Below are 22,093 nucleotides of genomic sequence, written 5' to 3' on the forward strand. Positions count from 1 at the left end.
ACGCCGAATGCAACACCGAGCGCACAAGACCAACGAGCCATGCCACGTTTTGCCCACATCTTCGAAGCCGCCGCGGACACCCTCAACGCGTACTACCAGGCCGTCGCGGAAGTCAACATCGACAGCTTGATGGGTCTGTGGATCGATGAAGAATTCGTGAGCTGCATCACGGCGGAAGGCGCGCATCTGCACGGCCTGTCGAGCATCCGCGCGGGCCTCGCCGCGCAGCTCGAAGCGGCGCCGGTGTCGATCGAGCCGCTCGACATCCGTGTGTACGACAGCCTCGGCACCGTGGTCTACGCGATCGTGGAAGCGCACCGCCCGGTCGATCCCAGCGCGATTCCCACCATGGTTTTCACGACCTACGTGATGGTTCACGAGCGCGGCGAGTGGCGCATTGCGCACATTCACGCGAGCCGCATGCCCGACGACGCAGCTACCCAGTTCTCGGCCAAATTGCGCCACGGCCAGGGCGCGCTGCACTGACATAAGGGCGCAAAGCAGGGGGCAGTGATGAGTACGACCGACGACACCAGCAGGCCCGGCGAGGCAGCCCGCGTCGCGGCCGCGCTCGATGCCCAGACTGCCCTGCTCGGCCCCCACTACGACAACGACTACCGCGCGCCGTTCTGGCTGCCCGGTGCGCACATCCAGACCATCGTGCCGGCGCTGTTCTCGCGCCTGCCCGCGCCCGCCTACCGGCGCGAGCGCTGGGACACGCCAGACGGCGACTTCATCGAAGTGGACTGGCTGGACGGCAAGCAAGCCGGTGCGGATTCACGCAACGCCCCCAACGTACGTAACGCCCCGCTGTTCGTCCTGTTCCACGGCCTGGAAGGCGGCTCGAGTTCCCACTACGCGCGCGCGCTCGCGGCCGCCGCGCAGGCGCGCGGCTGGCATGCGGCGATCCCCCACTTTCGCAGTTGCAGCGGTCCATTGAACCTGCTGCCGCGCTTCTACCATCTCGCCGATGCCGCCGAAGTCGACTGGGTGCTACGCCGCTTCGCCGCCCGCCACGCAGGGCCGCTCGTCGTCGCGGGCGTGTCGCTCGGCGGCAACGTGCTGCTGCACTGGCTCGCGCAGCGTCGCGAGGACGCCGCGATCGTCGCGGCCGCCGCCGCGATCTCCACGCCGCTCGATGTGCATGCAGGCAGCGAGATGCTGACGCAGGGCTTCGGCATGATCTACACGCGCAGCTTCCTGAGGACGCTGAAAGTGAAGGCGCTCCAGAAACTCGAGCAGTACCCCGGCCTGTTCGACGCGCAAGCCGTGCTCGCCAGCCGCACGATGTACGAATTCGACAACGTCGTGACCGCGCCGCTGCACGGTTTTCGCGACACCCACGACTACTACACCCAGGCGACGATCCGCCCGAAGCTCGGCGAAATCGCCGTTCCCACGCTCATTCTGAACGCGCGCAACGATCCGTTCCTGCCGGGCCGCGCGCTGCCCGCGCGCCACGAAGTGAGCGCCGCCGTCGAGCTCGATCAGCCCGCGCACGGCGGCCACGTCGGCTTCATGACGGGGCCGTTCCCCGGCCGCAGCGACTGGCTCGCGCAGCGCGTGTTCACCTATCTCTCGCCTTTCGTCTCTCATGGATGACATCGTCAAACAGGCGCTCGCGCGCTGGCCCAACGTCCCGCATTGCACGGGTTGGCTGCTGCTCGACGCACGCGGCAACTGGCGCATGCGCGACGAGGCCGCCCAGGCGCAGAACGCACCCGGCACGGCGATCCGCCACGAAGCGCTGCTCGGCTTCATCAACCGCAATTACGAGCGCGACGAACAAGGCCAGTGGTACTTCCAGAACGGGCCGCAGCGCGTGTACGTCGAGCTCGAATACACGCCGTGGATCGTGCGTCTCGCCGCGGGTCATGACGGCGGCGATGACGCGTTGACGCTCACCGATCAGGGCGGTCAGGCGTTCGAGCCCCTGGCGGCCTACCTCGACGAAGCGGGCAGCGTGATTTTCGCCGATGCAAGCACGCCACCGCGCGCGGCGCTGCTGCACGACCACGACCTCGACCTCTTCACGGACCACGCCACGCTCGCGGACGACGCCGAGAGCGGCACGTTCCACTGGCGCGCTGGCGCCGCGCTACCGCTGCAGCCGATCAAGCGCGCCGACGTGAGCGCGCGCTTTGCCTTCGTGACGAGCCCGGCGCGCGCCGAGCGCGAGGCGCTGGCCGCGCAGCACGGCGCGAGCGGCGCGCCGCCTGCATCCGCAGACTGAGCGCCGGCTCAGCCGCGACCCTCGTCCTTCTCGTCCTGACGCTCCTGCTTGTAGCGCGCCTCGAAATCGTGCAGGCGCGCTTCGATGGTCGACAGATCGTAGTAGCCCACCGATTTCATGTCGCGCGCCTCCTTGAGCTGACGGATGGCCGAGGGCCAGGCGCCGTCGAGCGCGAGCTTCTCCGCCATCGCCCGATGCTGGGTGAGCGCGTCGCCGAGTCCGGCGCTCGCCTGCGCCAGATAGAGCCACCATCCGTCCTGCTGCGGTTCGGCCTCGGTTTCGCTGCGCGCGAGCGTCTGCGCCTCCTTGAAGCGCCGCGCCGCGATCAGCGCCTGCAGCAGCGCATCGGTGGCTGCGTGGGAGTCTGGCCACGCCTTGTGCGCGGCCAGGGCGAGCCGCACGGCGTCGTCGGTGCGGCCTGCGTGGCGCGCGATGTCCACGGCGAGCACGTCCAGACTCGGCGAGTTGCGTGTCTTGCTGCCATCCGCTGCCTCGAACTGCGCGAACGCCGCGCGCGAGTTCGCGAGCGACGCCGTGGCGTCGTCATAGCGCTCCAGCAGCATCTGCGCGCAGGCAATGCCATACCAGTTCGCGGCGACGTTGAGCGCCGTGCGGTCCTCGAGTTCCGAGCGCAAACGCGAAACCTCGTCGATGTACTCATTGCGCGTGCGGTCCTGAAGCACACGCACACGTGCGCGCACGAAACCGTACTCGGGCGCCTGGCGCGGCTGACGGTATGCGGCGCGGCGCGCGCGGTCCTGCATGTCGGCGATGCGCTCGCCGGTCAGCGGGTGCGTGCGCGCGTAGGCCGGCACGCCCGTGTCTTCCATCGAATCGCGCTCGAGCCGCTCGAAAAACGCCACCATGCCCCACGGGTCGTAGCCCGCGCCGGTGAGCAGCTGGAAGCCCACTCGATCGGCCTCGTGCTCCGCGGCGCGCGAGAAACGCAACTGGCTGTCCACGGCATACGCCTGGCTGCCGAGCGCAATTCCGGCGCCGAGATCGCCGCTGTGCGCGAGCACGCCCGCGAGAATACCGAACAGCACGCCGGCCAGCGCGGCAAGACCCGTGCGCTCGCTCTGCGAAAGCATACGTGCGATGTGCCGCTGCAATACGTGGCCCATTTCGTGACCGAGCACGGAAGCGAGTTCGGATTCCGTTTGCGTGACGACGATGAGCCCCGAGTTCACGCCGATGAAGCCGCCCGGCAGCGAGAACGCGTTGATCTGGCCATCGCGGATCGCGAACAGATCGAAGTCGGGCCGATACCCGCCGATGAACTGCGCGCTAGCGGCCGCGGCGAGGCGCGCGGCGACCGAATTGAGGTAGTCGCGCACGAGCCAGTCGCCGATGTAGTCGGGGTCGCGGCGAATCTCGCGCATCACGCGCTCGCCGATACGGCGCTCGGCCTGCGGCGTGAGTGCGCCGCCCGAGCCGTCGCCGAGGTCGGGCAGCTGCGGCACCCAGGCAGGGGCGCGCACGCTGGTATTGCCGCTCGAAGACGAAGCTGCGCCTGCGTGGCCCTGGGTCGCAAAGCGGCTCTGCGCGCCGCCGTAAGTGCCGAACACGCCCTGCGCGATCGAGGCGGGGACGACGGGGTCCGCCGCGTCGTCGAACGGGCCGCTCACGAGTGCGGGCGCCGCATTGGCTGCATTCGGTGCGGGTCTGGCGGGGGCCGGGACGGGCTGCACGGCGCCGAGATTGAGCACGGCGGCATTCGACGCCTGCGCGTACGCTTGCGGCGAAACCGCGAGCGACGCGCACAACCATGCAGCAAGCAGCCGTTTCAGACGCATTGATGACAGGATCGGGGAATGCGGAACACTGGCGCGTCGGTGCGCCCGGTGCGGACCGCCTGCGCGCTTGCGCCAACCGATCGATTGTAGCCCGCCTTACAACTCTTGCGGCGCGGCAAGACGCGTAGAAAGCGCGGCGTGCCGCACTGTTAAGATAGGTACCCCTCAAGGAAGAACCCACCATGCCTGAACTCACGCATTTTGACGCCGCCGGCGACGCTCATATGGTCGATGTCGGCGGCAAGGCAGAGACGAAGCGCATCGCGCTCGCGAGCGGCACGATCCGCATGTTGCCGGAAACCTTCGCGCTGATCCGCGACGGCCACGCAAAAAAAGGTGACGTGATCGGCGTTGCGCGCATCGCCGCAATCCAGGGGGCGAAGCGCACCTCGGACCTGATTCCGCTGTGCCATCCGCTCGCGATCACGCGCGTGAAGGTGGACTTCGCGCTCGACGAAACGCTGCCCGGGGTTCACTGCACGGCGCAGGTGGAAACGCTCGGCCGCACGGGCGTGGAGATGGAAGCGCTGACCGCCGTCCAGGTCGGACTGCTGACCGTCTACGACATGTGCAAGGCGGTGGACCGCGGCATGACGATCACCGATGTGCGCGTGCTGGAAAAGCACGGCGGGAAGTCGGGGGATTGGATGGCGGAGCGCTGACGCCATGACGCTCGACGAACTGCTCGCGCAGGTTCTGGCCTTCCGCGACGAGCGCGACTGGAAGCAGTTTCACACGTTGCGCAACCTGATCGTCTCGACGAGCATCGAGGCCGGCGAGCTGCTGGAAACGGTCCAGTGGAAAACCGATGCGCAGATCGACGCACAGCTCGCCGATCCCGCGCAGCTCACGCATCTCAAGCACGAATGCGCGGATGTCTTCATCTACCTCTTGCTGGTCGCGCATACCGCCGGCATCGATCTGGTCGAGGCGGCAGCGGAAAAGCTCAAGCTGAACGCGCAGCGCTACCCCGTGGAGAAGGCGAAAGGCAGCGCCACGAAATACTCCGAGCTTTGATTGCCGCAGCGGCGCAGAACGCGGCGGCGAACTGACGCGCCGCCGCTTCACGCACGAGGCGTGAGGCTCAATCGTCCGAATCGTCCTCGTCGTCCTGCTCGACCGACTTCGCCGGCGTCCCGTATTTCTTGACGAGTTGCGCCTTGAAGTCTGCAAGCGTGGGCTGCTCGTCGAGCAGGCCGTAGAGCGAAGCGAGTTGCGTCTGCCAGTCGTGTAGCTCCGAGGCGAAAATGCGCAGACGCTCCACCGTGTCGAATGCGCCCGCCGTGTCGCCGTCCAGCGCCTGCAAGACCGCGTAGCGGCGCAGCACCGTCTCGCCGGGCAGCAGCGCGATGGCGCGCTGGTGCGCGTAAAGCTTGCTCGGCAGGCTCGCGGCGTTCATCGGCAACAGCGTGGCCATGCCGTAGTCGCCCCACGCGCCGAACAGGCGCGAAGGATCGTCGCCGTAGTCGCGCGCCGGGTGCTGTCCGTAATACAGCACCTCGGCGCGGTTGTAGTCGCGCAGCACCGGGTACAGCGCCGCGACGCCGCCGAACACGACCACCGCATACACGCCGAGCGAGACGCGCGACGGCACGGCACGCAGCGGCTTCGTCTCCAGCAGACCGAACACGAACATCGCCGGCAGCAGGAAGAACATGTACTGCTGCGGATACTCGACGAGTGCATGCATGACGAGCACGCCGATCAGCATGAAGCCAAACACGCGCTCGGCGGTGTGCGGCGCGCGCAGCCCGCGCACGAACCACGCGACGAGCCCGATCACGACGATGGCAAGACCGACGAGGCCGGTCTTCGCGAGCAGATCGAGGAAGATATCGTGCGCGTTGTTGGCGATCTCGACGCCGCCAAGCGAGCGCACCAGCTCGAACTGATGCATCGGGAAGTCGCCCCAGCCGACGCCGAGCACCGGATGCGACTTGAACATCGTCCAGCCGTAGCGCCACAGCGCGAGGCGCGGCGCAATCTGGCTGGCGTCCTTCATGCGCTCGGCGGCCGACTGCGCAAGGTCGAGGCCATAGTGGACGTTGGCCCAGCGCACGAATGCGTTCATGCCGAAAAAGATCAGCACGAGCACGACCGGGATGGTCCAGGCACGCACGCCGCCGGCCTTGCGGCCCGAGCCCGCCGCCGATGAGAAGCCTTGCGCGAGCGCACCGCGTCCCTCGTCTGCTTCGCTGCGGCAGCCCGCAAGCGCGATCCACAGCCCCGCGACGAAAATCACGCCCATCTGCAGCCACGGCCCGCGCGACACGGTGAGCGCGAGACCGCCCGAATAGATCGCGGTCAGCACGCCCCAGAGCAGCATGTTCAGACGCCGCGTGAGCACGAGGTACATCGCACCCGCCATCGCGAAGGCGATATAGGTGGCCAGGTGATTGGCCTGCGCCATGTTGCCGAACGGCCGGCGATCGACGGTAATGTTGTACGCCACCACGAGCGGCGTGACCTTCGTCTCCAGGTGAAAGAGCTGGATCACCTGGGTGAATACGGCGAAGAGGCCGCCGAACTGCAGCGCGAACGCCCCCCACACGAGTGCGGACTGCATGAGGCGCGCGCGCGTGATGGTGTAGCCCGCGTGCGTCGCCACGAAGGCGGCGAGCAGATAACCCGCGCCGAGCCAGTTCATCGAAGGCTCGGCGAGCGGCAGTGCGAACGTCTGCACGATCAGCAGCAGACCGAAGAAAAACGGCACGAGCGCGACCGCGGGCGACGCGAAGCCCTCGCCCGTGCGCGCCGGACGAACGAGCAGCAACGTCGCGGCGCCCATCAGCACATAAAGTGTCAGTGCAACGAATTCCGCGTAGAAAGTCGGAATCGGATAGGTGTGGTTGACGACCGCATAGGGCAGCGTCAACGCGAGGGCCAGCAAGACGAACGTAAGGTAACGCGCAAAATTGGAAGGCATGGTTGGGCGGGGGCGTTCAGCAACGGGGCACTATACAAAACTTTTCCCCCGCTGTGCGGGTGCGGCCGGTTGGGTCGCATCGGCGTGCGGTTGCGCGCATGCGCTCGAAAGCGCTCATGGTTGCCCCCGCACCTGTGCGCAAACCTTATGCGCGGCAATCCGGCGGCGCGAGATTGCTCGCCAGCGTTGCGGCGTCCACTGGCGCTGGGCCCGCGCCGGGCGCCCCCAGCGACGAAGCCGCCTTGCCCGCTGCGAAGCACTCCCACGTGAGCGTCCCGCCCTGCACGCTGCCCTGCGCGAGCGCGACGCGCGCGGTGGGCGCATCGGCATTGTCGGGCACCGAGGGCACGAGCACGATGGTGTTGCTGCCCTCGGGCGCCACGCGCGAGGTGAAAGCAACCGTGATCTGACCGGTCGTATCGTCGATATGCAGCGACTGCACGTTGCGGGTGGCGGGCGGCACCGTGTAGCCCGCGCCGAACGCGTTGCCGCTCGCCGCGTTCTCCGCCACGGCAAGGCGTGCGGAAGACGCGAGCGAAAGGCCCTCGCCCACGCGGCTGCGGGCGAGGTAATCCTGGTACGCGGGAATGGCGTAGGCGGCGATCACACCGACGATCGCGAGCACGATCATTAGTTCGATCAGCGTGAAGCCACGCGCGGTCCAGCGCGCGGCGATGCTGGCGAGGCGCGAGAGTCTGGCAAAACACGCGCAGCCGTTGCGCGGCGGCGGGCTCATGGAAAGGGGGGATACGGTCATCGTCAGGGCTCCTGAAACAAGAAACGCCTGCTCACAGTCGTGAACAGGCGTCTTGATCGTATCGGCGGCCCGCTCTGCGCAGCAGTCGGCCAGATGGCCCAGGCGCAATGGCACAGCCATGCGCGCTCAGTGCGACTGCGGCCCCTGCGCCGCGCTGCGCCGCGCGTTGCGGCGCCTGAGCCACGACCCGAGCGCGACGACGAACACTGCCCCCGCCACGGTCATGCCATATTCGGCCGCAGGCGTATCGAGCAGCGGCCAGCGGTCGCCGGCGGGATCGTTGATGATGAGCCCGCCCGCGATCCAGCCGAGCAGCGCTGCGCCGAGCGTCACGATCACCGGGTAGCGGTCGAGCAGCTTGAGCACGAGCTGGCTGCCCCACACGATGAGCGGAATGCTCACCATCAGCCCGAAGATCACGAGCGCGATGCGATGGCGCGGATCGGCAGCTTCGGCAGCGCCCGCGATCGCGACCACGTTGTCGAGGCTCATCACCGCGTCGGCGACGATGATCGTCTTGATCGCGCCCACCAGCTTCTCGGCAGGCTTCACGTTGGCGTGCTCGAGATGACTGGGCGCGAGCAACCGAACGCCGATCCACAGCAAGAGCAGGCCGCCTGTGAACTTGAGGAACGGCACGTTGAGCAGCACCACGGCGAACGCGATCAGCACCACGCGCAGCGCGATCGCGCCTGCGGTGCCCCACAGAATGCCGCGCATGCGCTGCTGCGAAGGCAGGTCGCGGCAGGCGAGCGCGATCACCACGGCGTTGTCGCCGCCGAGCAGGATGTCGATGACGATGATCTGGATGACAGCGCCCCAATGGAGCGTCGCGAAAAACTCGAGCATGAAGACGAAGACTCAGCCGTGACTCAGGATGGGCGGCTCATACGGCGAGCCAAATAAAAAAGCGAGGAGGCCATGACTGGCTCCCTCGCTTTTGTTCGGAAACCTCGTGAAAGGATTCCGCAAGCATATCAAAAAACGCCGGCCGCCCGCGCATGCATGATGCACGAGCGGCGGCGCATTTCGCAATTACAGCATCGCCTTCAGCAGACGGCCCATTTCCGACGGGTTGCGCGTCACCTTGATGCCGCACGCGTCCATGATTTCCAGCTTCGCGTCGGCCGTATCCGCACCGCCCGAGATCAGCGCGCCGGCGTGGCCCATGCGCTTGCCCGGAGGCGCCGTGACGCCCGCGATGAAGCCGACGACCGGCTTCTTCATGTTGCCCTTGATCCACTCGGCGGCGTTCGCTTCGTCCGGACCGCCGATTTCGCCGATCATGATCACGGCGTCCGTATCCGGATCGTCGTTGAACATCTTCATGACGTCGATGTGCTTCAGACCGTTGATCGGGTCGCCGCCGATACCGACTGCCGACGACTGGCCGAGGCCGATCGCGGTCAGCTGGGCAACCGCTTCATACGTCAGCGTGCCCGAACGCGACACGACGCCGATGCGGCCCTTGCGGTGGATGTGACCCGGCATGATGCCGATCTTCAGCTCGTCCGGCGTGATCGTGCCGGGGCAGTTCGGGCCCAGGAGCAGCGTCTTGCGGCCTTCGCGGCGCATACGGTCCTTGACTTCGATCATGTCGCGGACGGGAATGCCTTCCGTGATACAGATCGCGAGATCGAGGTCGGCCTCGACGGCTTCCCAGATCGCAGCAGCAGCGCCTGCCGGCGGCACGTAGATGACCGAAACGGTCGCGCCGGTGGCGTCCTTCGCTTCACGCACGTTCGCGTAGATAGGAATGCCTTCGAAATCTTCGCCGGCCTTCTTCGGGTTCACGCCAGCGACGAACGCTTCACGGCCGTTCGCGTACTCACGGCAAGCGCGGGTGTGGAACTGACCGGTCTTGCCGGTAATGCCCTGCGTGATGACCTTGGTGTCTTTGTTGATCAGAATCGACATGTATTGACCTCTGTTCGTCTGGCGTCATGTAGCCCTGCCACTTTCATTACAGTGGCCGCGCCGGCACCACGCCATTCGTGTCCGGTGAAAATTACTTGCCTTCGGCAGCCGCGACAACCTTCTGCGCGGCTTCTTCCATGCTGTCTGCCGAGATGATCGGCAGGCCCGATTCGGCCAGCATCTTCTTGCCGAGGTCCTCGTTCGTGCCCTTCATGCGCACGACGAGCGGCACCTTCAGGTTCACGGCCTTCGAACCGGCGATCACGCCTTCTGCGATCACGTCGCAGCGCATGATGCCGCCGAAGATGTTCACGAGGATCGCCTTCAGGTCCGGGTTCTTGAGCATGAGCTTGAACGCTTCCGTAACCTTCTCGGTCGTGGCGCCACCGCCTACGTCGAGGAAGTTGGCCGGCTCGCCGCCGAACAGCTTGATGGTGTCCATCGTGGCCATCGCGAGGCCTGCGCCGTTCACGAGACAGCCGATGTTGCCGTCGAGCGAGATGTACGCGAGGTCGAACTTCGAGGCTTCGATTTCGGCCGGATCTTCTTCGTCCAGGTCGCGGTAAGCGACGATTTCCGGATGACGGGCCAGTGCGTTGGAGTCGAAGTTGAACTTCGCGTCGAGCGCGATAACCTTGCCGTCGCCGGAGACGTTCAGCGGGTTGATTTCAGCCAGCGATGCGTCGGTTTCCCAGAATGCCTTGTACAGGCCTTGCAGGATGGCGCGGGCTTGCGGAATCGAAGCAGCCGGCACGCCGATCTTCGCGGCGAGGTCGTCGGCCTGGGCGTCGAGCAGACCCGTCGACGGCTCGACGATGACCTTATGGATCAGTTCCGGGTGCGTTTCGGCGACTTCTTCGATGTCCATGCCGCCTTCGCTCGAACCCATCAGAACGATCTTTTGCGACACGCGATCGACGACGAGGCTGACATACAGTTCCTGCTTGATGTCGGCGCCTTCTTCGATCAGCAGACGGTTGACCTTCTGGCCTTCCGGGCCGGTCTGGTGCGTGACGAGCTGCATGCCGAGGATCTGGTTCGCGTATTCGCGGACTTGCTCGATCGTCTTGGCGACCTTCACGCCACCGCCCTTGCCGCGGCCGCCAGCGTGGATCTGCGCCTTGACGACCCAGACCGGACCGCCCAGCTCTTGAGCGGCCTTGACCGCGTCATCCACCGAAAACACCGGGATGCCGCGCGGGACCGCGACTCCGAATTTCCGCAGGATTTCCTTACCCTGGTACTCGTGAATCTTCATGCGTGATTCCTTCAGTCTGAGAGTTGGAGTGAACTTCGATTCCGCTGTTGTTATTCATGCGAGACGGCGTCGGCCCTGCCCTCTTGGCCCGGGCTCCGGCTGTCGCGCACGCTGGGGGTTTCCGCGCCGCGTGCTATCGAACGCGGCACATGGCCATACCAGCGCGGATAAAACTGCTTCACCGCCTCCCCGTCGAACCGCAGCGCATGGCAGCGGCCAAGCTGGAAGGGCGGCTTTTCACCGGCGGCCTCATTGCCTCCGGCGGTCTTGCCGAGTTCCGGTCCGGGCGCTTCACCCGGCGAGCCATTCGATGTGTCCCACACCGCCCCGACGAACGCCTGGACCGCAGCCGTTGGCAAAACGCCCAACATTTCTGTGAGGTGTGTGCAGCCGAGCGTGCCGGCGAGGAGCCGGCCCGCTTCGCGGCGGAAGTTGTCGAGGAGATTGAGCCCGATAAGGGCCCGATAGGCGGGATTAGCGTTCTGGCACTGACCGTCGTAAGGCACCCAGTCGGACGACGCTTCGGCGTCGACGACGTTGAGCTTGCGATCGATCGTAATGCGCAGCCAGAGTTCATGGATCGGCAGACCATTGGGCCGGACACCGGCGGCGAGCGGCACGTCGCGTGGCTTGTGGTCGGTCAGGCACGCGTCGATGTCCCACAGGCCGTCTTCGCGCTCATAGGCAACCGCCCGGATGGCGCGCTGATGGCGCAACTGGCGGGGCACGGGCGGAGAAAGCGGCATGCTAAAGGTAAGACCGGATGGGAAAACCTCGCGATTTTAACATACCGGGTATTTGAGACAGCCGCGAACACACAGGCCGGGCGGGGACTTGCCTGCGCGGATTTTCGAGACGGCCGGCTCAGTTGTCGGACCAGTCTTCCTCGATTCCCTTGAGGATCTTGCCGATGATCGACATCGAGAAGCCGCGCGCCGCGAGAAAGCGCGCCTGGCGCGCGCGTTCGGCAGGCGTCTCGGGCAACTGGCCGTACTTCTTTTGCCAGACCGTGCGGGCACGCACGAGCTCGGTCTCGCGCAGTTGCGAGCTCACCTCTTCGATGAGCGCTTCGCCCACGGCGTGGCGCTTGAGTTCGCTGACGATACGCCCTGCCCCCACGCGCGACGCGCGCCGGTGCACGACGCTTTCGGCAAAGCGCGCGTCGGAGAGCCAGCCTTCGCGTTCGAGCGAATCGAGCAGGACTTCGAGTGCGTCGGCGTCCTCGGTGTACGGCATGAGCTTGCGCGAGAGTTCGGCGCGGCTGTATTCGCGGCGCGAAAGATAGCCAAGCGCGCGGCCCTTGAGGGAGCGCTCGGGGCGCTGCTTCGCCGTGGACGATTGTTCGCGCTCGCTGGCGCGTGCGGCGCGGCTGGCCGAGCTACGCTCGTATTGGTCGGCTTGCGGTGCACTGGATTCGCGCGCCGTTTCGAGAGGCGCGCGACGCGATCGCTTGAATGTTGGTTCGGACAGCGGCGGCTCTGGTGGCATGTTTGCCGCGGCTTCGTCGGCCCCGCTGAAGTAAGCCTCGAACGGGACTTCGAAGACCGCGCCGCCATCGTCGCTGAGATCGGCGGGCGGGGAATACGCCGCGCCAGAATGCGCGAAGCCGCGATCGCCCGCCTGGGCGTCGCGGCTCAAATGGCTTGAGCGGCTCGTGCGCGAGTCGGCAGGCTTGACGGCGGAGCGCCGCTCGGCGCCCCTGTCCACAGACGAACCCGCATGCGGGTTAGCCTGCTCGCCGGAAGGCGAGGACGTGTGTGACCCGCCCTTGCGCATCAGCTTGCCTTATCTACGAGAGCCTGGTGGACTTACTCTTCGCCAGCGACTTCGACTTCGCCGGAATCCTTGACGCCGTCCGGCATCGTGCTCACGCCAAGCGATTCGCGGATGCGGTTTTCGATCTCGCGAGCAATGTCCGCGTTCTCGCGCAGGAATTCGCGTGCGTTGTCCTTGCCCTGGCCAATGCGCTCGCCGTTATAGCTGTACCACGCACCCGCCTTGTCGACGATCTTGGCCTGCACGCCGAGGTCGACGATTTCGCCCTGACGCGAGATGCCCTCGCCGTAGAGAATGTCGAACACGGCTTCGCGGAACGGCGGCGCGACCTTGTTCTTCACGACCTTCACACGCGTTTCGCTGCCGATCACTTCGTCGTTCTTCTTGATCGAACCGATGCGGCGAATGTCCAGACGCACCGACGAATAGAACTTGAGCGCGTTGCCGCCCGTGGTGGTTTCCGGGTTGCCGAACATCACGCCGATCTTCATGCGGATCTGGTTGATGAAGATCACCATGCAGTTCGTCTTCTTGATCGTGCCGGTGAGCTTGCGCAGCGCCTGCGACATCAGACGCGCCTGCAGACCCGGCAGCGAGTCGCCCATTTCGCCTTCGATTTCGGCCTTCGGCACGAGCGCCGCGACCGAGTCGATCACGATCATGTCGATCGAGCCCGAGCGCACCAGCGCGTCGGTGATTTCGAGCGCCTGCTCGCCCGTGTCCGGCTGCGAGATGAGCAGTTCGGGCACGTTCACGCCGAGCTTGGCGGCGTATTGCACGTCGAGCGCGTGTTCCGCGTCGATGAACGCCGCCGTGCCGCCGAGCTTTTGCATTTCGGCGATCACCTGCAGCGTGAGCGTGGTCTTGCCCGACGATTCCGGACCGTAGATCTCGACCACCCGGCCGCGCGGCAAACCGCCCACGCCGAGTGCGATGTCGAGGCCGAGCGAACCGGTGGAGACGACCTGGATGTCCTCGACCGCATCGCCGTCGCCGAGTCGCATGATCGACCCCTTGCCGAACTGCTTTTCGATCTGCGCGAGCGCGGCGGCCAGCGCCTTGCTCTTTTCAGCAGTCAGCCCAGCCGAGCCTTTCTTGCTATCTTCCATGAATCGTCCTTTGCTATGATGAACGGCGTCTCGTGACCATGCGCACGCCTCATTCGGGCTAATGCACACGAACGCAGACACTGTATAAAAAAACAGTGGTTTTGGCAAGCCTTTCTGGCTATCCAGAACCACAAATTTCGGGAGACCGCCGCGCGTCGCCTGACCGCGCCTTCAAGGACGCGGTGCGGCGCGGGCGTTACGAGCCTGACTACGAGGTCAAAAAGCCTCGAAGGCGACGCTGGCGCAACATGCGAATCCTCATTGCCGAAGACGACAGCATACTCGCGGACGGGCTCGTGAGATCACTCCGCCAATCGGGCTATGCCGTCGATCACGTGCGTAGCGGCGTGGATGCCGATACTGCCTTGTCGATGCAGTCGTTCGACCTCTTGATTCTCGATCTGGGCCTGCCGAAAATGCCGGGCCTCGAAGTGCTGCGCCGTTTGCGCGCGCGCAATTCCAACCTGCCCGTGCTGATCCTCACCGCCGCCGACAGCGTGGACGAGCGCGTCAAAGGCCTCGACCTCGGCGCCGACGACTACATGGCCAAGCCCTTCGCGCTCAACGAGCTCGAAGCGCGCGTGCGTGCGCTCACGCGGCGCGGCGCGGGCGGCGGCCCGACCGTCGTGCGGCATGGCGCGCTGGCGTTCGACCAGGTGGGGCGCATTGCGCGCATCAACGACCAGGTGCTCGATCTTTCCGCGCGCGAACTGGGCGTGCTCGAAGTGCTGCTGCAGCGGCTCGGGCGGCTCGTCTCGAAGGAGCAGCTCGTCGATCACCTGTGCGAATGGGGCGAGGAAGTCAGCAATAACGCCATCGAAGTCTACGTGCACCGGCTGCGCAAGAAAATCGAAGCGGGCGGTGTGCGCATCGTGACCGTGCGCGGGCTCGGCTACTGCCTCGAAAAGGAGGCGAAGGAAGCACAGGCCGGCGCAGGCCAGACGCCCGCCCGGACCGAGGCCGGCGCGCCGGACGCCGCGCCGGCGATGCCCGCCAGCCACTACTTCAAGTAGGCAGGATCGACGATGGCCGGGCGTCCTCCCATCGCGCGCGCCGTGCCGCCCAAGGGCGCCGCAGGCGTGGCCGGTTCGGCCGGCGACAGCGCCCCGGGCGCGAGCGCATTCGCGGCCGACGCCCTCGACGACGACGCGCGCGACGCCCGCTACGCCGATCCGTTCGCCCCACCCGACGAAGCCGAAGCCGTCGCCGAGGCGCGCCCGCGCTCGCTCTTCGGCGAGATTCTGGACTGGATGCTCGCGCCGTTGCTGCTGCTCTGGCCGATGAGCATCGCGGTCACGTATCTGGTAGCGAAATCGATCGCCAACGGCCCCTTCGATCGCGCGCTCGAGACCGACGCCTATGTGCTCGCGCGCCAGATCCAGCCCGTCAACGGCGTGGCCGAGCTGACACTGCCCGCCTCCACGCGCGACTTCCTGCGCGCCGATAACGTGGACAGCGTGTTCTATCAGGTGCTCGGCAGCCGCGGCGAGCTGATCGGCGGCGATCGCGACATGCCGCTGCCGCACGACGACGACCGACCGCCGCCGGGTCTCGTCGAATTCCGCGACGACACGCTGCGTGGCATCGACATCCGCGTCGCCTATACAACGGTGGAGCCGACGCATCCCAGCGCCGCCGATCGGCAAGGCCAACCCGTGCTCGTGCAGGTCGCGGAAACGCTCGACAAGCGCCGCCAGCTCGCCAACGACATCATCAAGGGCGTGATCCTGCCGCAGTTCGTGATCTTGCCGCTCGCGATCCTGCTCGTGTGGTTCGGCCTCTCGCGAGGCCTCGCTCCCCTGCATGCGCTGCAGTCGAACATCCGCATGCGTCGCCCCGACGATCTTTCGCCGCTCGAAGCGCGCCGCGCGCCGCCCGAAATCGAGCCGCTCGTCACCTCGTTCAACGACCTGCTCACGCGGCTCGAACAGAACATGGAACTGCAAAAGCGCTTCATAGCCGACGCCGCGCATCAGATGAAAACGCCGCTCGCGGGCCTGCGCACCCAGGCCGAACTCGCGCTGCGCCAGAACGCGCCCGCCGAAGTGCACCGCTCGCTCGAGCAGATCGCGACGAGCTCCGCGCACGCCGCGCGGCTCGTCACGCAGCTGCTCGCGCTCGCGCGCGCGGAAAACCGCATGTCGGGGCAGGTCTTCACGCCGGTGGACGTAGCCGACGTGGCGCGCCACGCCGTGCGCGACTGGGTGCAGCCGGCGCTCGCCAAGCAGATGGACCTCGGCTACGAAGGCCCCGAAACGGCCTACGGCAGCGAGGAAGTCGATGGCGAAGCGGCGGCGCGCGTCGAAGTGGACGGCAACCCGGTGATGCTGCGCGAGATGCTCTCGAACCTCATCGACAACGCGATCCGCTATACGCCCGCGGGCGGGCGCATCACCGTGCGCGTGCGGCCCGAGCCCGCGGCGGGCGTGGTCCATCTCGAGGTGGAAGACACGGGCATGGGCATTCCGAGCGCCGAGCGCGAGCGCGTGCTCGAGCGCTTCTACCGCATTCTCGGGCGCGACGGTGAAGGCAGCGGGCTCGGGCTCGCGATCGTGCGCGAGATCGTCACGATGCACGGCGGGACACTCGCCATCGACGACCACGTCTATCAGGACACGCCGCGCCTCGCCGGCACGCTCGTGCGCGTGACGCTGCGGCTGCGCGCGCTCGCTTGAGCGGCCGCGCCGGCGCTTTGGCGGCGAAACCACTGCGAAACCAACGGATCGCGTCAGAAAACCGGGATGGGACTTACCCTTACCCGATCCGCGGCGCACGGCTCAAAGATCAAACTTTATAAGACGTTCCAATCGGAATGCGTGATTTTACTCGCGCATTCGGCGAATATAGCAGATCAGACCCCATTCCTATACCACATTCAGAAACCCACACGCGCGTCAGAAGCCCGTAAGTTTCCATTCCAATAATGCTCCGCAGGACCGCGGGTCTAAGAGTCGCCTGCCCGACGGACCACACGCATATCAATACTGGAGACATCTATGGCAACCGTTGGCGGACACGCCTCGCACGCGCCGATGACCAGCGACGAAAAACGCGTGATTTTCGCGTCGTCGCTCGGCACCGTGTTCGAGTGGTACGACTTCTACCTGGCCGGATCGCTTGCGGCCTTCATCAGCAAGAGCTTCTTTTCCGGCGTCAATCCCACGGCCGGCTTCATCTTCACGCTGCTCGGCTTCGCCGCCGGCTTTGCCGTGCGTCCGTTCGGCGCGATCGTGTTCGGGCGCCTCGGCGACCTCGTGGGCCGCAAGCACACGTTCCTCGTCACGATCGTCATCATGGGTATCTCGACCTTCGTGGTCGGTTTCCTGCCCGGCTACGCGGCGATCGGCATTGCGTCACCGGTGATCTTCATCGGCATGCGTCTGCTGCAGGGTCTCGCGCTCGGCGGCGAGTACGGCGGCGCTGCGACCTACGTCGCGGAACACGCTCCGCCCGGACGCCGCGGCTTCTACACCTCGTGGATCCAGACGACCGCCACGCTCGGCCTGTTCCTCTCGCTGCTCGTGATTCTCGGCGTGCGCACGTTTGTTGGCGAAGAACAGTTCGCCGCATGGGCCTGGCGCATTCCGTTCATCGCCTCGATCCTGCTGCTCGCGGTTTCGGTGTGGATCCGTCTGCAGCTCGACGAATCGCCGGCGTTCAAGCGCATCAAGGCGGAAGGCAAGATCTCGAAGGCGCCGATCAAGGAAGCGTTCGGCCAGTGGAAGAACCTCAAGATCGTGCTGCTCGCGCTCTTCGGCCTCACGGCCGGCCAGGCCGTGGTCTGGTACACGGGCCAGTTCTATGCGCTCTTCTTCCTCACGCAAACGCTCAAGGTGGACGGTTCGAGCGCCAACATCCTGATCGCGCTGGCGCTGTTGATCGGCACGCCGTTCTTCCTGTTCTTCGGCGCGCTTTCGGACAAGATCGGCCGCAAGCCCATCATCATGGCTGGCTGCCTGATCGCGGCGCTCACCTACTTCCCGATCTTCAAGGCGATCACGCACTACGCGAACCCGGCGCTCGAAGCCGCTACGCAGCGCGCGCCGATCGTCGTGATCGCGGATCCGGCCGAATGCTCGTTCCAGTTCAACCCGGTCGGCACCTCGAAGTTCACGAGCTCGTGTGACATCGCCAAGAGCGCGCTTTCGAAGGCCGGCCTGAACTACGAGAACGTCGCCGCCCCGGCGGGCACGCTCGCGCAGATCAAGGTGGGCGACGCGACCATCGATACATTTGACGGCAGGGCGCCCGGTGCGAAGGAAGCCGGCTCGCTGTTCGAGAAGACGCTCGCGGCCACGCTGAAAGCGGCAGGCTATCCGCTGAAGGCCGATCCCGCGCAGCTGAACTGGCCGATGACGGTGGTGATGCTGACGATCCTCGTGATCTTCGTGACCATGGTGTACGGGCCGATCGCGGCGATGCTGGTGGAGATGTTCCCGACCCGCATCCGCTACACCTCGATGTCGCTGCCCTATCACATCGGCAACGGCTGGTTCGGCGGCTTCCTGCCGGCGACGGCCTTCGCGATCGTGGCGGCGCGCGGCGATATATACTCGGGCCTCTGGTACCCGATCATCATCGCGCTGGGTACCTTCGTGATCGGCATGCTGTTCGTGAAGGAAACCAAGGACTCGGATATTTACGCGCAGGATTGAGGCTGTGAGCGCCGCCGGGAGGGGCTTCTCGCCCGGCGAGCGCCTTCCCTGCAGAAAAGATGACGAAGGGGGTTGACAACTTCCGGCGGTACCGCGATAATTCTTTTCTTCGGCGAATTAGCTCAGCCGGTTAGAGCGACGGAATCATAATCCGCAGGTCCGGGGTTCGAATCCCTGATTCGCCACCAGTTGCAAAAGAAAGCCGCTATCCCACAAGGACAGCGGCTTTTTTCATTTCCGGGTTCCGTGCTCGCGCCTGGCGAACCGATTAACCGCAGTCCGCCAGACAGCGGCACCGTTCACCTAACCTGCTTGCGCTCCCGCTTCGTTTCGTACATCGAACGATCCGCGTATTCGATCAGCGCCGTCATCTCGGTGCCGTCTTCGGGCAGGATCGCAACGCCCACGCTCACGCCGAGATCGATGCGATGTCCTTCGAACTCGAACGGCTCGCCCACGGTGTCCACGAGCCGGCGGCTGTAGGCCTCGGCGTCCCCGCGCCCCGCGATGCCCGGCAGGATCACGGCGAACTCGTCGCCGCCGACGCGCGCGGCCGTGTCCACGCGGCGGCTGTGACGTGCAATGCGCGCCGCAGTCTCGCGGATCGCCGCGTCGCCGGCGCGATGGCCGTAGCGGTCGTTGATCGGCTTGAGGCCATCCATGTCGAGATTGAGCACGCCGAGTCCGCCCGACGAGCGCACCGCGAGATCCACCGACTGGCGCAGGCGATCGTAAAAGAGCGCACGATTGGGCAGACCCGTGAGCGCGTCATGCGTCGCGCGCAGATAGAGTTCGCTCGTCTCGTGTCGCGCGGCATGGAACATCGCCGCGGCGATGAGTTCGGACATCAGCGAGAGCGTGCGGATGTCCTCGTCCTTGAAGGCGTCGACTTCCGAATTCGTGACTTTCAGAACGCCGACGATCGTCTCGAGATGCTTGAGCGGCGTGACGATCATCGAGCGCAGGCCGGCGCGCCGGCAAGCTTCGCGGTCCACGCGCGGGTCGCTTTCGGAGTCGTCGCAGCGCAGGATCTCGCCCTCGCGCACGCACATGCCCGACAGGCTCGTTTCGCGCGCGAGGCGCAATCCAAGGAGGTCCGCGACGTTGCCCGAGGCCGCGCGGTACACCATGTCCTCGCCTTCGGCTAGCTCGACGACCGCGCCTTGCGCTCGCGTGAGCTGCTCGGTGCGCTCGGCCACGTAGGCCATCACGCCGCCGAGATCGAGCCCGAGCTTCGCGATGTCCGACTGCGCCTTGATGATTTCCAGCAGGGTTGCGTTGTCCAGTTGCGTGTCTTTCGCTTCGCTCTTCTTCATCGCTTAACCGTTAGCCTTGCCTTTGACTTGTTGACGGCACTGAAAGCCAAAGCGCCGTGCGATCGGGCTAAAGCATAGCAAACGCTATTGATTGTGCCAGCGCAAACGTTTTACATCTGCAATTCGCTGCGCTTTATGCGATTCGTTGCGAAGACACCCATTAGGCATACGCGTTCAGCGCTCGATGCGCTCGCGCGTCACGCGCAGCAGCGCCGCCATCGCGCGGCTCGCCGCATAGGCGTCGCGTTGCGCGATCGCGTCGTACACGAGGGTGTGATCGGGCAGCGCAGCGTTGAATACGTCGGCGCGCTTCGCATTCACGCGCAACTGGCCTTCGAGCGTGCGCTCGATCAGCGTGCCGAGCGGCACCAGCAATTCGTTGCGGCAGGCGCCCAGTACCGCGAGATGGAAGCGCAGGTCCGCGCGCACCCACTCGTCTACATTGCGCGCCCCAGCCATGGCCGCGTGCGCGGCGGCGATCGAGGCAAGCGCATCGGCGTCGTGCGCGTTCGCGGCCAGCCCTGCCGCAAACGGCTCGATCATCTCGCGCATTTCCTGGAGCTTGAGCGCGAAAGCGAGCGGCGGCGCCACGCGCGCGTACCAGTCGAGCACGTCGGCATCGAGCAGGTTCCACGCTTCGCGCGCCCGCACCCGCGTGCCCACGCGCGGGCGCGACTCCACGAGCCCTTTCGAGGTGAGCGTGCGCAGCGCCTCGCGCAGCACCGTGCGGCTCACGTCGAACGTTGCCATGAGTTCGGCCTCGCGCGGCAGGACCGTCGCAGGCGGGTAGTCGCCGCGCAGGATCGCGCTGCCGAGTTCGTAGGCCACCGTGCCGTGCAGATCGCGTTGAATCGCCGTTCTCCTGGATATTGGGAAGCGTTGCTAAATAATACTATTAATAGCACTTAAAGGCGAATTTTGCAGTAGCATGTGCGCTTGAAGACGTTGCCGCTCGCGCGTGGTGCGAGCGCCGCCCTACCGCTTAAGGTCATGGAGACACCGCATGAAAATCACCAGGCTCGAAACCTTCGTCGTCCCGCCGCGCTGGCTCTTTCTGAAGATCGAAACGGACGAAGGGATCGTCGGCTGGGGCGAGCCGATCGTCGAAGGCCGCGCGCATACGGTAGCCGCCGCCGTCGATGAACTCGCCGACTATCTGATCGGCCGGGATCCGCTCCTCATCGAAGACCACTGGCAGGTGATGTATCGCGCGGGCTTCTACCGCGGCGGCCCGATCTCGATGAGCGCCATTGCCGGTGTCGATCAGGCGCTCTGGGACATCAAGGGCAAGCACCATGGCGTGCCGGTTCACGCGCTGCTCGGCGGCCAGGTGCGCGACAAGATCAAGGTGTATTCGTGGATCGGCGGCGACCGTCCGAGCGACGTCGCCAACAACGCGCGCGCCGTGGTGGAGCGCGGCTTCAAGGCCGTGAAGATGAACGGCTCGGAAGAGCTGCAGATCATCGACACCTTCGACAAGGTGCAGGGCGTCATCAACAACGTCGCGGCCGTGCGCGAGGCCGTGGGCCCGAACGTCGGCATCGGCGTGGACTTCCATGGCCGCGTGCACAAGCCGATGGCCAAGGTGCTCGCGAAGGAACTCGATCCGTTCAAGCTGATGTTCATCGAGGAGCCCGTGCTCTCGGAGAACGTCGAGGCGCTGCGCGACATCGTCAACCAGACCAGCACGCCGATCGCGCTGGGCGAGCGTCTGTATTCGCGCTGGGATTTCAAGCACATTCTCGCGGGCGGCTACGTGGACATCATCCAGCCCGACGCCTCGCACGCGGGCGGCATCACCGAGTGCCGCAAGATCGCCGCGATGGCCGAAGCCTATGACGTCGCGCTCGCGCTGCACTGCCCGCTCGGGCCGATCGCACTCGCCACCTGCCTGCAGATCGACGCGGTGAGCTACAACGCGTTCATCCAGGAGCAGAGCCTCGGCATCCACTACAACAAGGGCAACGACCTGCTCGACTACATCAGGAATCCCGAAGTCTTCGAGTACGAAGACGGCTTCGTCTCGATTCCGCAGGGCCCGGGTCTCGGCATCGACGTGAACGAGGAGAAGGTGCGCGAAATGGCGAAGACCGGTCACCGCTGGCGCAATCCGGTGTGGCGTCACGAGGATGGCAGCGTCGCCGAATGGTGATGCACAAATGAACGTCGAAACGCGCGGCGCACAGCGTAACGTGACACGCCGGGCGTCGCGCGTTTCGGCGAGGTAACGTTTTGCGTGGCTTTGCGCGCTCAGGCGCGCGCGCTCGCGACACGCGCGAACGGCTTATGTCGTTTGCGCACACAGCCAGTTCATGGAAGGCCGCGCCGCGCAAGGCGTGGCCATCAGCGA

General features: G+C 65.8%; 20 protein-coding genes and 1 tRNA gene. 10 read left to right on the top strand and 11 right to left on the bottom strand.

Annotation, left to right across the window (positions count from 1 at the left end):
• The first annotated feature begins 39 nt into the window (after positions 1–39).
• The 3 genes from M3I56_RS01545 to M3I56_RS01555 are packed head-to-tail and all read left to right on the top strand — an operon-like array spanning position 40 to position 2,233.
• Entirely contained in the window at positions 40–486 is a 447-nt protein-coding gene (locus M3I56_RS01545; RefSeq protein ID WP_028205952.1) for a nuclear transport factor 2 family protein, read from the top strand.
• Positions 487–513: 27 nt separating this feature from the next.
• Positions 514–1,602 (top strand): YheT family hydrolase, encoded by a 1,089-nt coding sequence (locus M3I56_RS01550; RefSeq protein ID WP_254352219.1) that lies wholly within the window; start codon positions 514–516, stop codon positions 1,600–1,602.
• Entirely contained in the window at positions 1,595–2,233 is a 639-nt protein-coding gene (locus tag M3I56_RS01555; protein ID WP_254352220.1) for a DUF2946 family protein, read from the top strand. Before M3I56_RS01550 ends, M3I56_RS01555 begins: the two co-directional genes overlap by 8 nt.
• Positions 2,234–2,241: 8 nt before the next feature.
• Here M3I56_RS01555 and M3I56_RS01560 read toward each other — a convergent pair whose 3' ends face one another.
• Entirely contained in the window at positions 2,242–4,029 is a 1,788-nt protein-coding gene (locus M3I56_RS01560; RefSeq protein ID WP_254352222.1) for a M48 family metalloprotease, read from the bottom strand.
• Positions 4,030–4,211: 182 nt separating this feature from the next.
• On the opposite strand from M3I56_RS01560, the gene moaC reads away from it, so the two are divergent.
• Both moaC and M3I56_RS01570 read left to right on the top strand, forming a co-directional pair.
• Entirely contained in the window at positions 4,212–4,691 is a 480-nt protein-coding gene (gene moaC / locus M3I56_RS01565) for a cyclic pyranopterin monophosphate synthase MoaC (protein WP_254352223.1), read from the top strand.
• A 4-nt stretch (positions 4,692–4,695) separates the two neighbouring features.
• Positions 4,696–5,046: a nucleotide pyrophosphohydrolase gene (locus M3I56_RS01570; RefSeq protein WP_254352225.1), complete on the top strand. Its 351-nt coding sequence runs from the start codon at positions 4,696–4,698 to the stop codon at positions 5,044–5,046.
• Between the two features lie 67 nt (positions 5,047–5,113).
• Here M3I56_RS01570 and M3I56_RS01575 read toward each other — a convergent pair whose 3' ends face one another.
• The 8 genes from M3I56_RS01575 to recA all read right to left on the bottom strand — a co-directional run bounded on the left by M3I56_RS01575 (position 5,114) and on the right by recA (position 13,772).
• Positions 5,114–6,955 (bottom strand): Wzy polymerase domain-containing protein, encoded by a 1,842-nt coding sequence (locus tag M3I56_RS01575; RefSeq protein ID WP_254352228.1) that lies wholly within the window; start codon positions 6,953–6,955, stop codon positions 5,114–5,116.
• A gap of 145 nt (positions 6,956–7,100) precedes the next feature.
• Entirely contained in the window at positions 7,101–7,712 is a 612-nt protein-coding gene (locus M3I56_RS01580) for a pilin (protein WP_266233313.1), read from the bottom strand.
• A 126-nt stretch (positions 7,713–7,838) separates the two neighbouring features.
• The gene (locus tag M3I56_RS01585) at positions 7,839–8,561 is read right to left on the bottom strand and encodes a TerC family protein (RefSeq protein ID WP_254352230.1); all 723 of its coding nucleotides are present in this window, start codon (positions 8,559–8,561) and stop codon (positions 7,839–7,841) included.
• Positions 8,562–8,747: 186 nt separating this feature from the next.
• Positions 8,748–9,629, bottom strand: coding sequence for a succinate--CoA ligase subunit alpha (sucD, locus tag M3I56_RS01590; protein ID WP_028205961.1), 882 nt, complete (start codon positions 9,627–9,629; stop codon positions 8,748–8,750).
• Between the two features lie 91 nt (positions 9,630–9,720).
• The gene (sucC, locus tag M3I56_RS01595) at positions 9,721–10,887 is read right to left on the bottom strand and encodes an ADP-forming succinate--CoA ligase subunit beta (RefSeq protein WP_028205962.1); all 1,167 of its coding nucleotides are present in this window, start codon (positions 10,885–10,887) and stop codon (positions 9,721–9,723) included.
• Positions 10,888–10,937: 50 nt separating this feature from the next.
• On the bottom strand, positions 10,938–11,633 hold the full coding sequence (locus M3I56_RS01600) for a DUF2889 domain-containing protein (protein WP_254352231.1): 696 nt from the start codon (positions 11,631–11,633) through the stop codon (positions 10,938–10,940).
• A 118-nt stretch (positions 11,634–11,751) separates the two neighbouring features.
• Positions 11,752–12,663 (bottom strand): recombination regulator RecX, encoded by a 912-nt coding sequence (gene recX / locus M3I56_RS01605; protein ID WP_254352233.1) that lies wholly within the window; start codon positions 12,661–12,663, stop codon positions 11,752–11,754.
• Between the two features lie 32 nt (positions 12,664–12,695).
• Positions 12,696–13,772, bottom strand: coding sequence for a recombinase RecA (recA, locus tag M3I56_RS01610; protein ID WP_254352235.1), 1,077 nt, complete (start codon positions 13,770–13,772; stop codon positions 12,696–12,698).
• Positions 13,773–14,020: 248 nt separating this feature from the next.
• Here recA and M3I56_RS01615 point away from each other — a divergent pair, with 248 nt between their 5' ends.
• The 4 genes from M3I56_RS01615 (at position 14,021) to M3I56_RS01630 (ending at position 18,615) form a co-directional block, all read left to right on the top strand.
• The gene (locus M3I56_RS01615) at positions 14,021–14,785 is read left to right on the top strand and encodes a response regulator transcription factor (RefSeq protein WP_254352236.1); all 765 of its coding nucleotides are present in this window, start codon (positions 14,021–14,023) and stop codon (positions 14,783–14,785) included.
• Between the two features lie 12 nt (positions 14,786–14,797).
• Positions 14,798–16,447, top strand: a complete 1,650-nt coding sequence (locus M3I56_RS01620; protein ID WP_254352237.1) for a sensor histidine kinase — start codon at positions 14,798–14,800, stop codon at positions 16,445–16,447.
• 321 nt (positions 16,448–16,768) lie between these two features.
• Complete coding sequence (locus tag M3I56_RS01625; protein ID WP_254352239.1) at positions 16,769–18,427, top strand: MFS transporter; 1,659 nt, start codon at positions 16,769–16,771, stop codon at positions 18,425–18,427.
• 111 nt (positions 18,428–18,538) lie between these two features.
• A tRNA-Met gene (locus M3I56_RS01630) sits at positions 18,539–18,615 on the top strand.
• A 111-nt stretch (positions 18,616–18,726) separates the two neighbouring features.
• On the opposite strand, the gene M3I56_RS01635 is transcribed toward M3I56_RS01630, so the two are convergent.
• A complete protein-coding gene (locus tag M3I56_RS01635) occupies positions 18,727–19,743 on the bottom strand; it encodes a sensor domain-containing diguanylate cyclase (protein ID WP_254352240.1) in 1,017 nt (338 codons plus the stop codon).
• A 174-nt stretch (positions 19,744–19,917) separates the two neighbouring features.
• Entirely contained in the window at positions 19,918–20,613 is a 696-nt protein-coding gene (locus tag M3I56_RS01640) for an FCD domain-containing protein (RefSeq protein ID WP_254352342.1), read from the bottom strand.
• 133 nt (positions 20,614–20,746) lie between these two features.
• Here M3I56_RS01640 and dgoD point away from each other — a divergent pair, with 133 nt between their 5' ends.
• A complete protein-coding gene (dgoD, locus tag M3I56_RS01645; RefSeq protein ID WP_254352242.1) occupies positions 20,747–21,895 on the top strand; it encodes a galactonate dehydratase in 1,149 nt (382 codons plus the stop codon).
• Positions 21,896–22,093 lie beyond the last annotated feature (198 nt).

The sequence above is a fragment of the Paraburkholderia sp. CNPSo 3281 genome (assembly GCF_024206515.1).
Classification (GTDB): domain Bacteria; phylum Pseudomonadota; class Gammaproteobacteria; order Burkholderiales; family Burkholderiaceae; genus Paraburkholderia; species Paraburkholderia nodosa.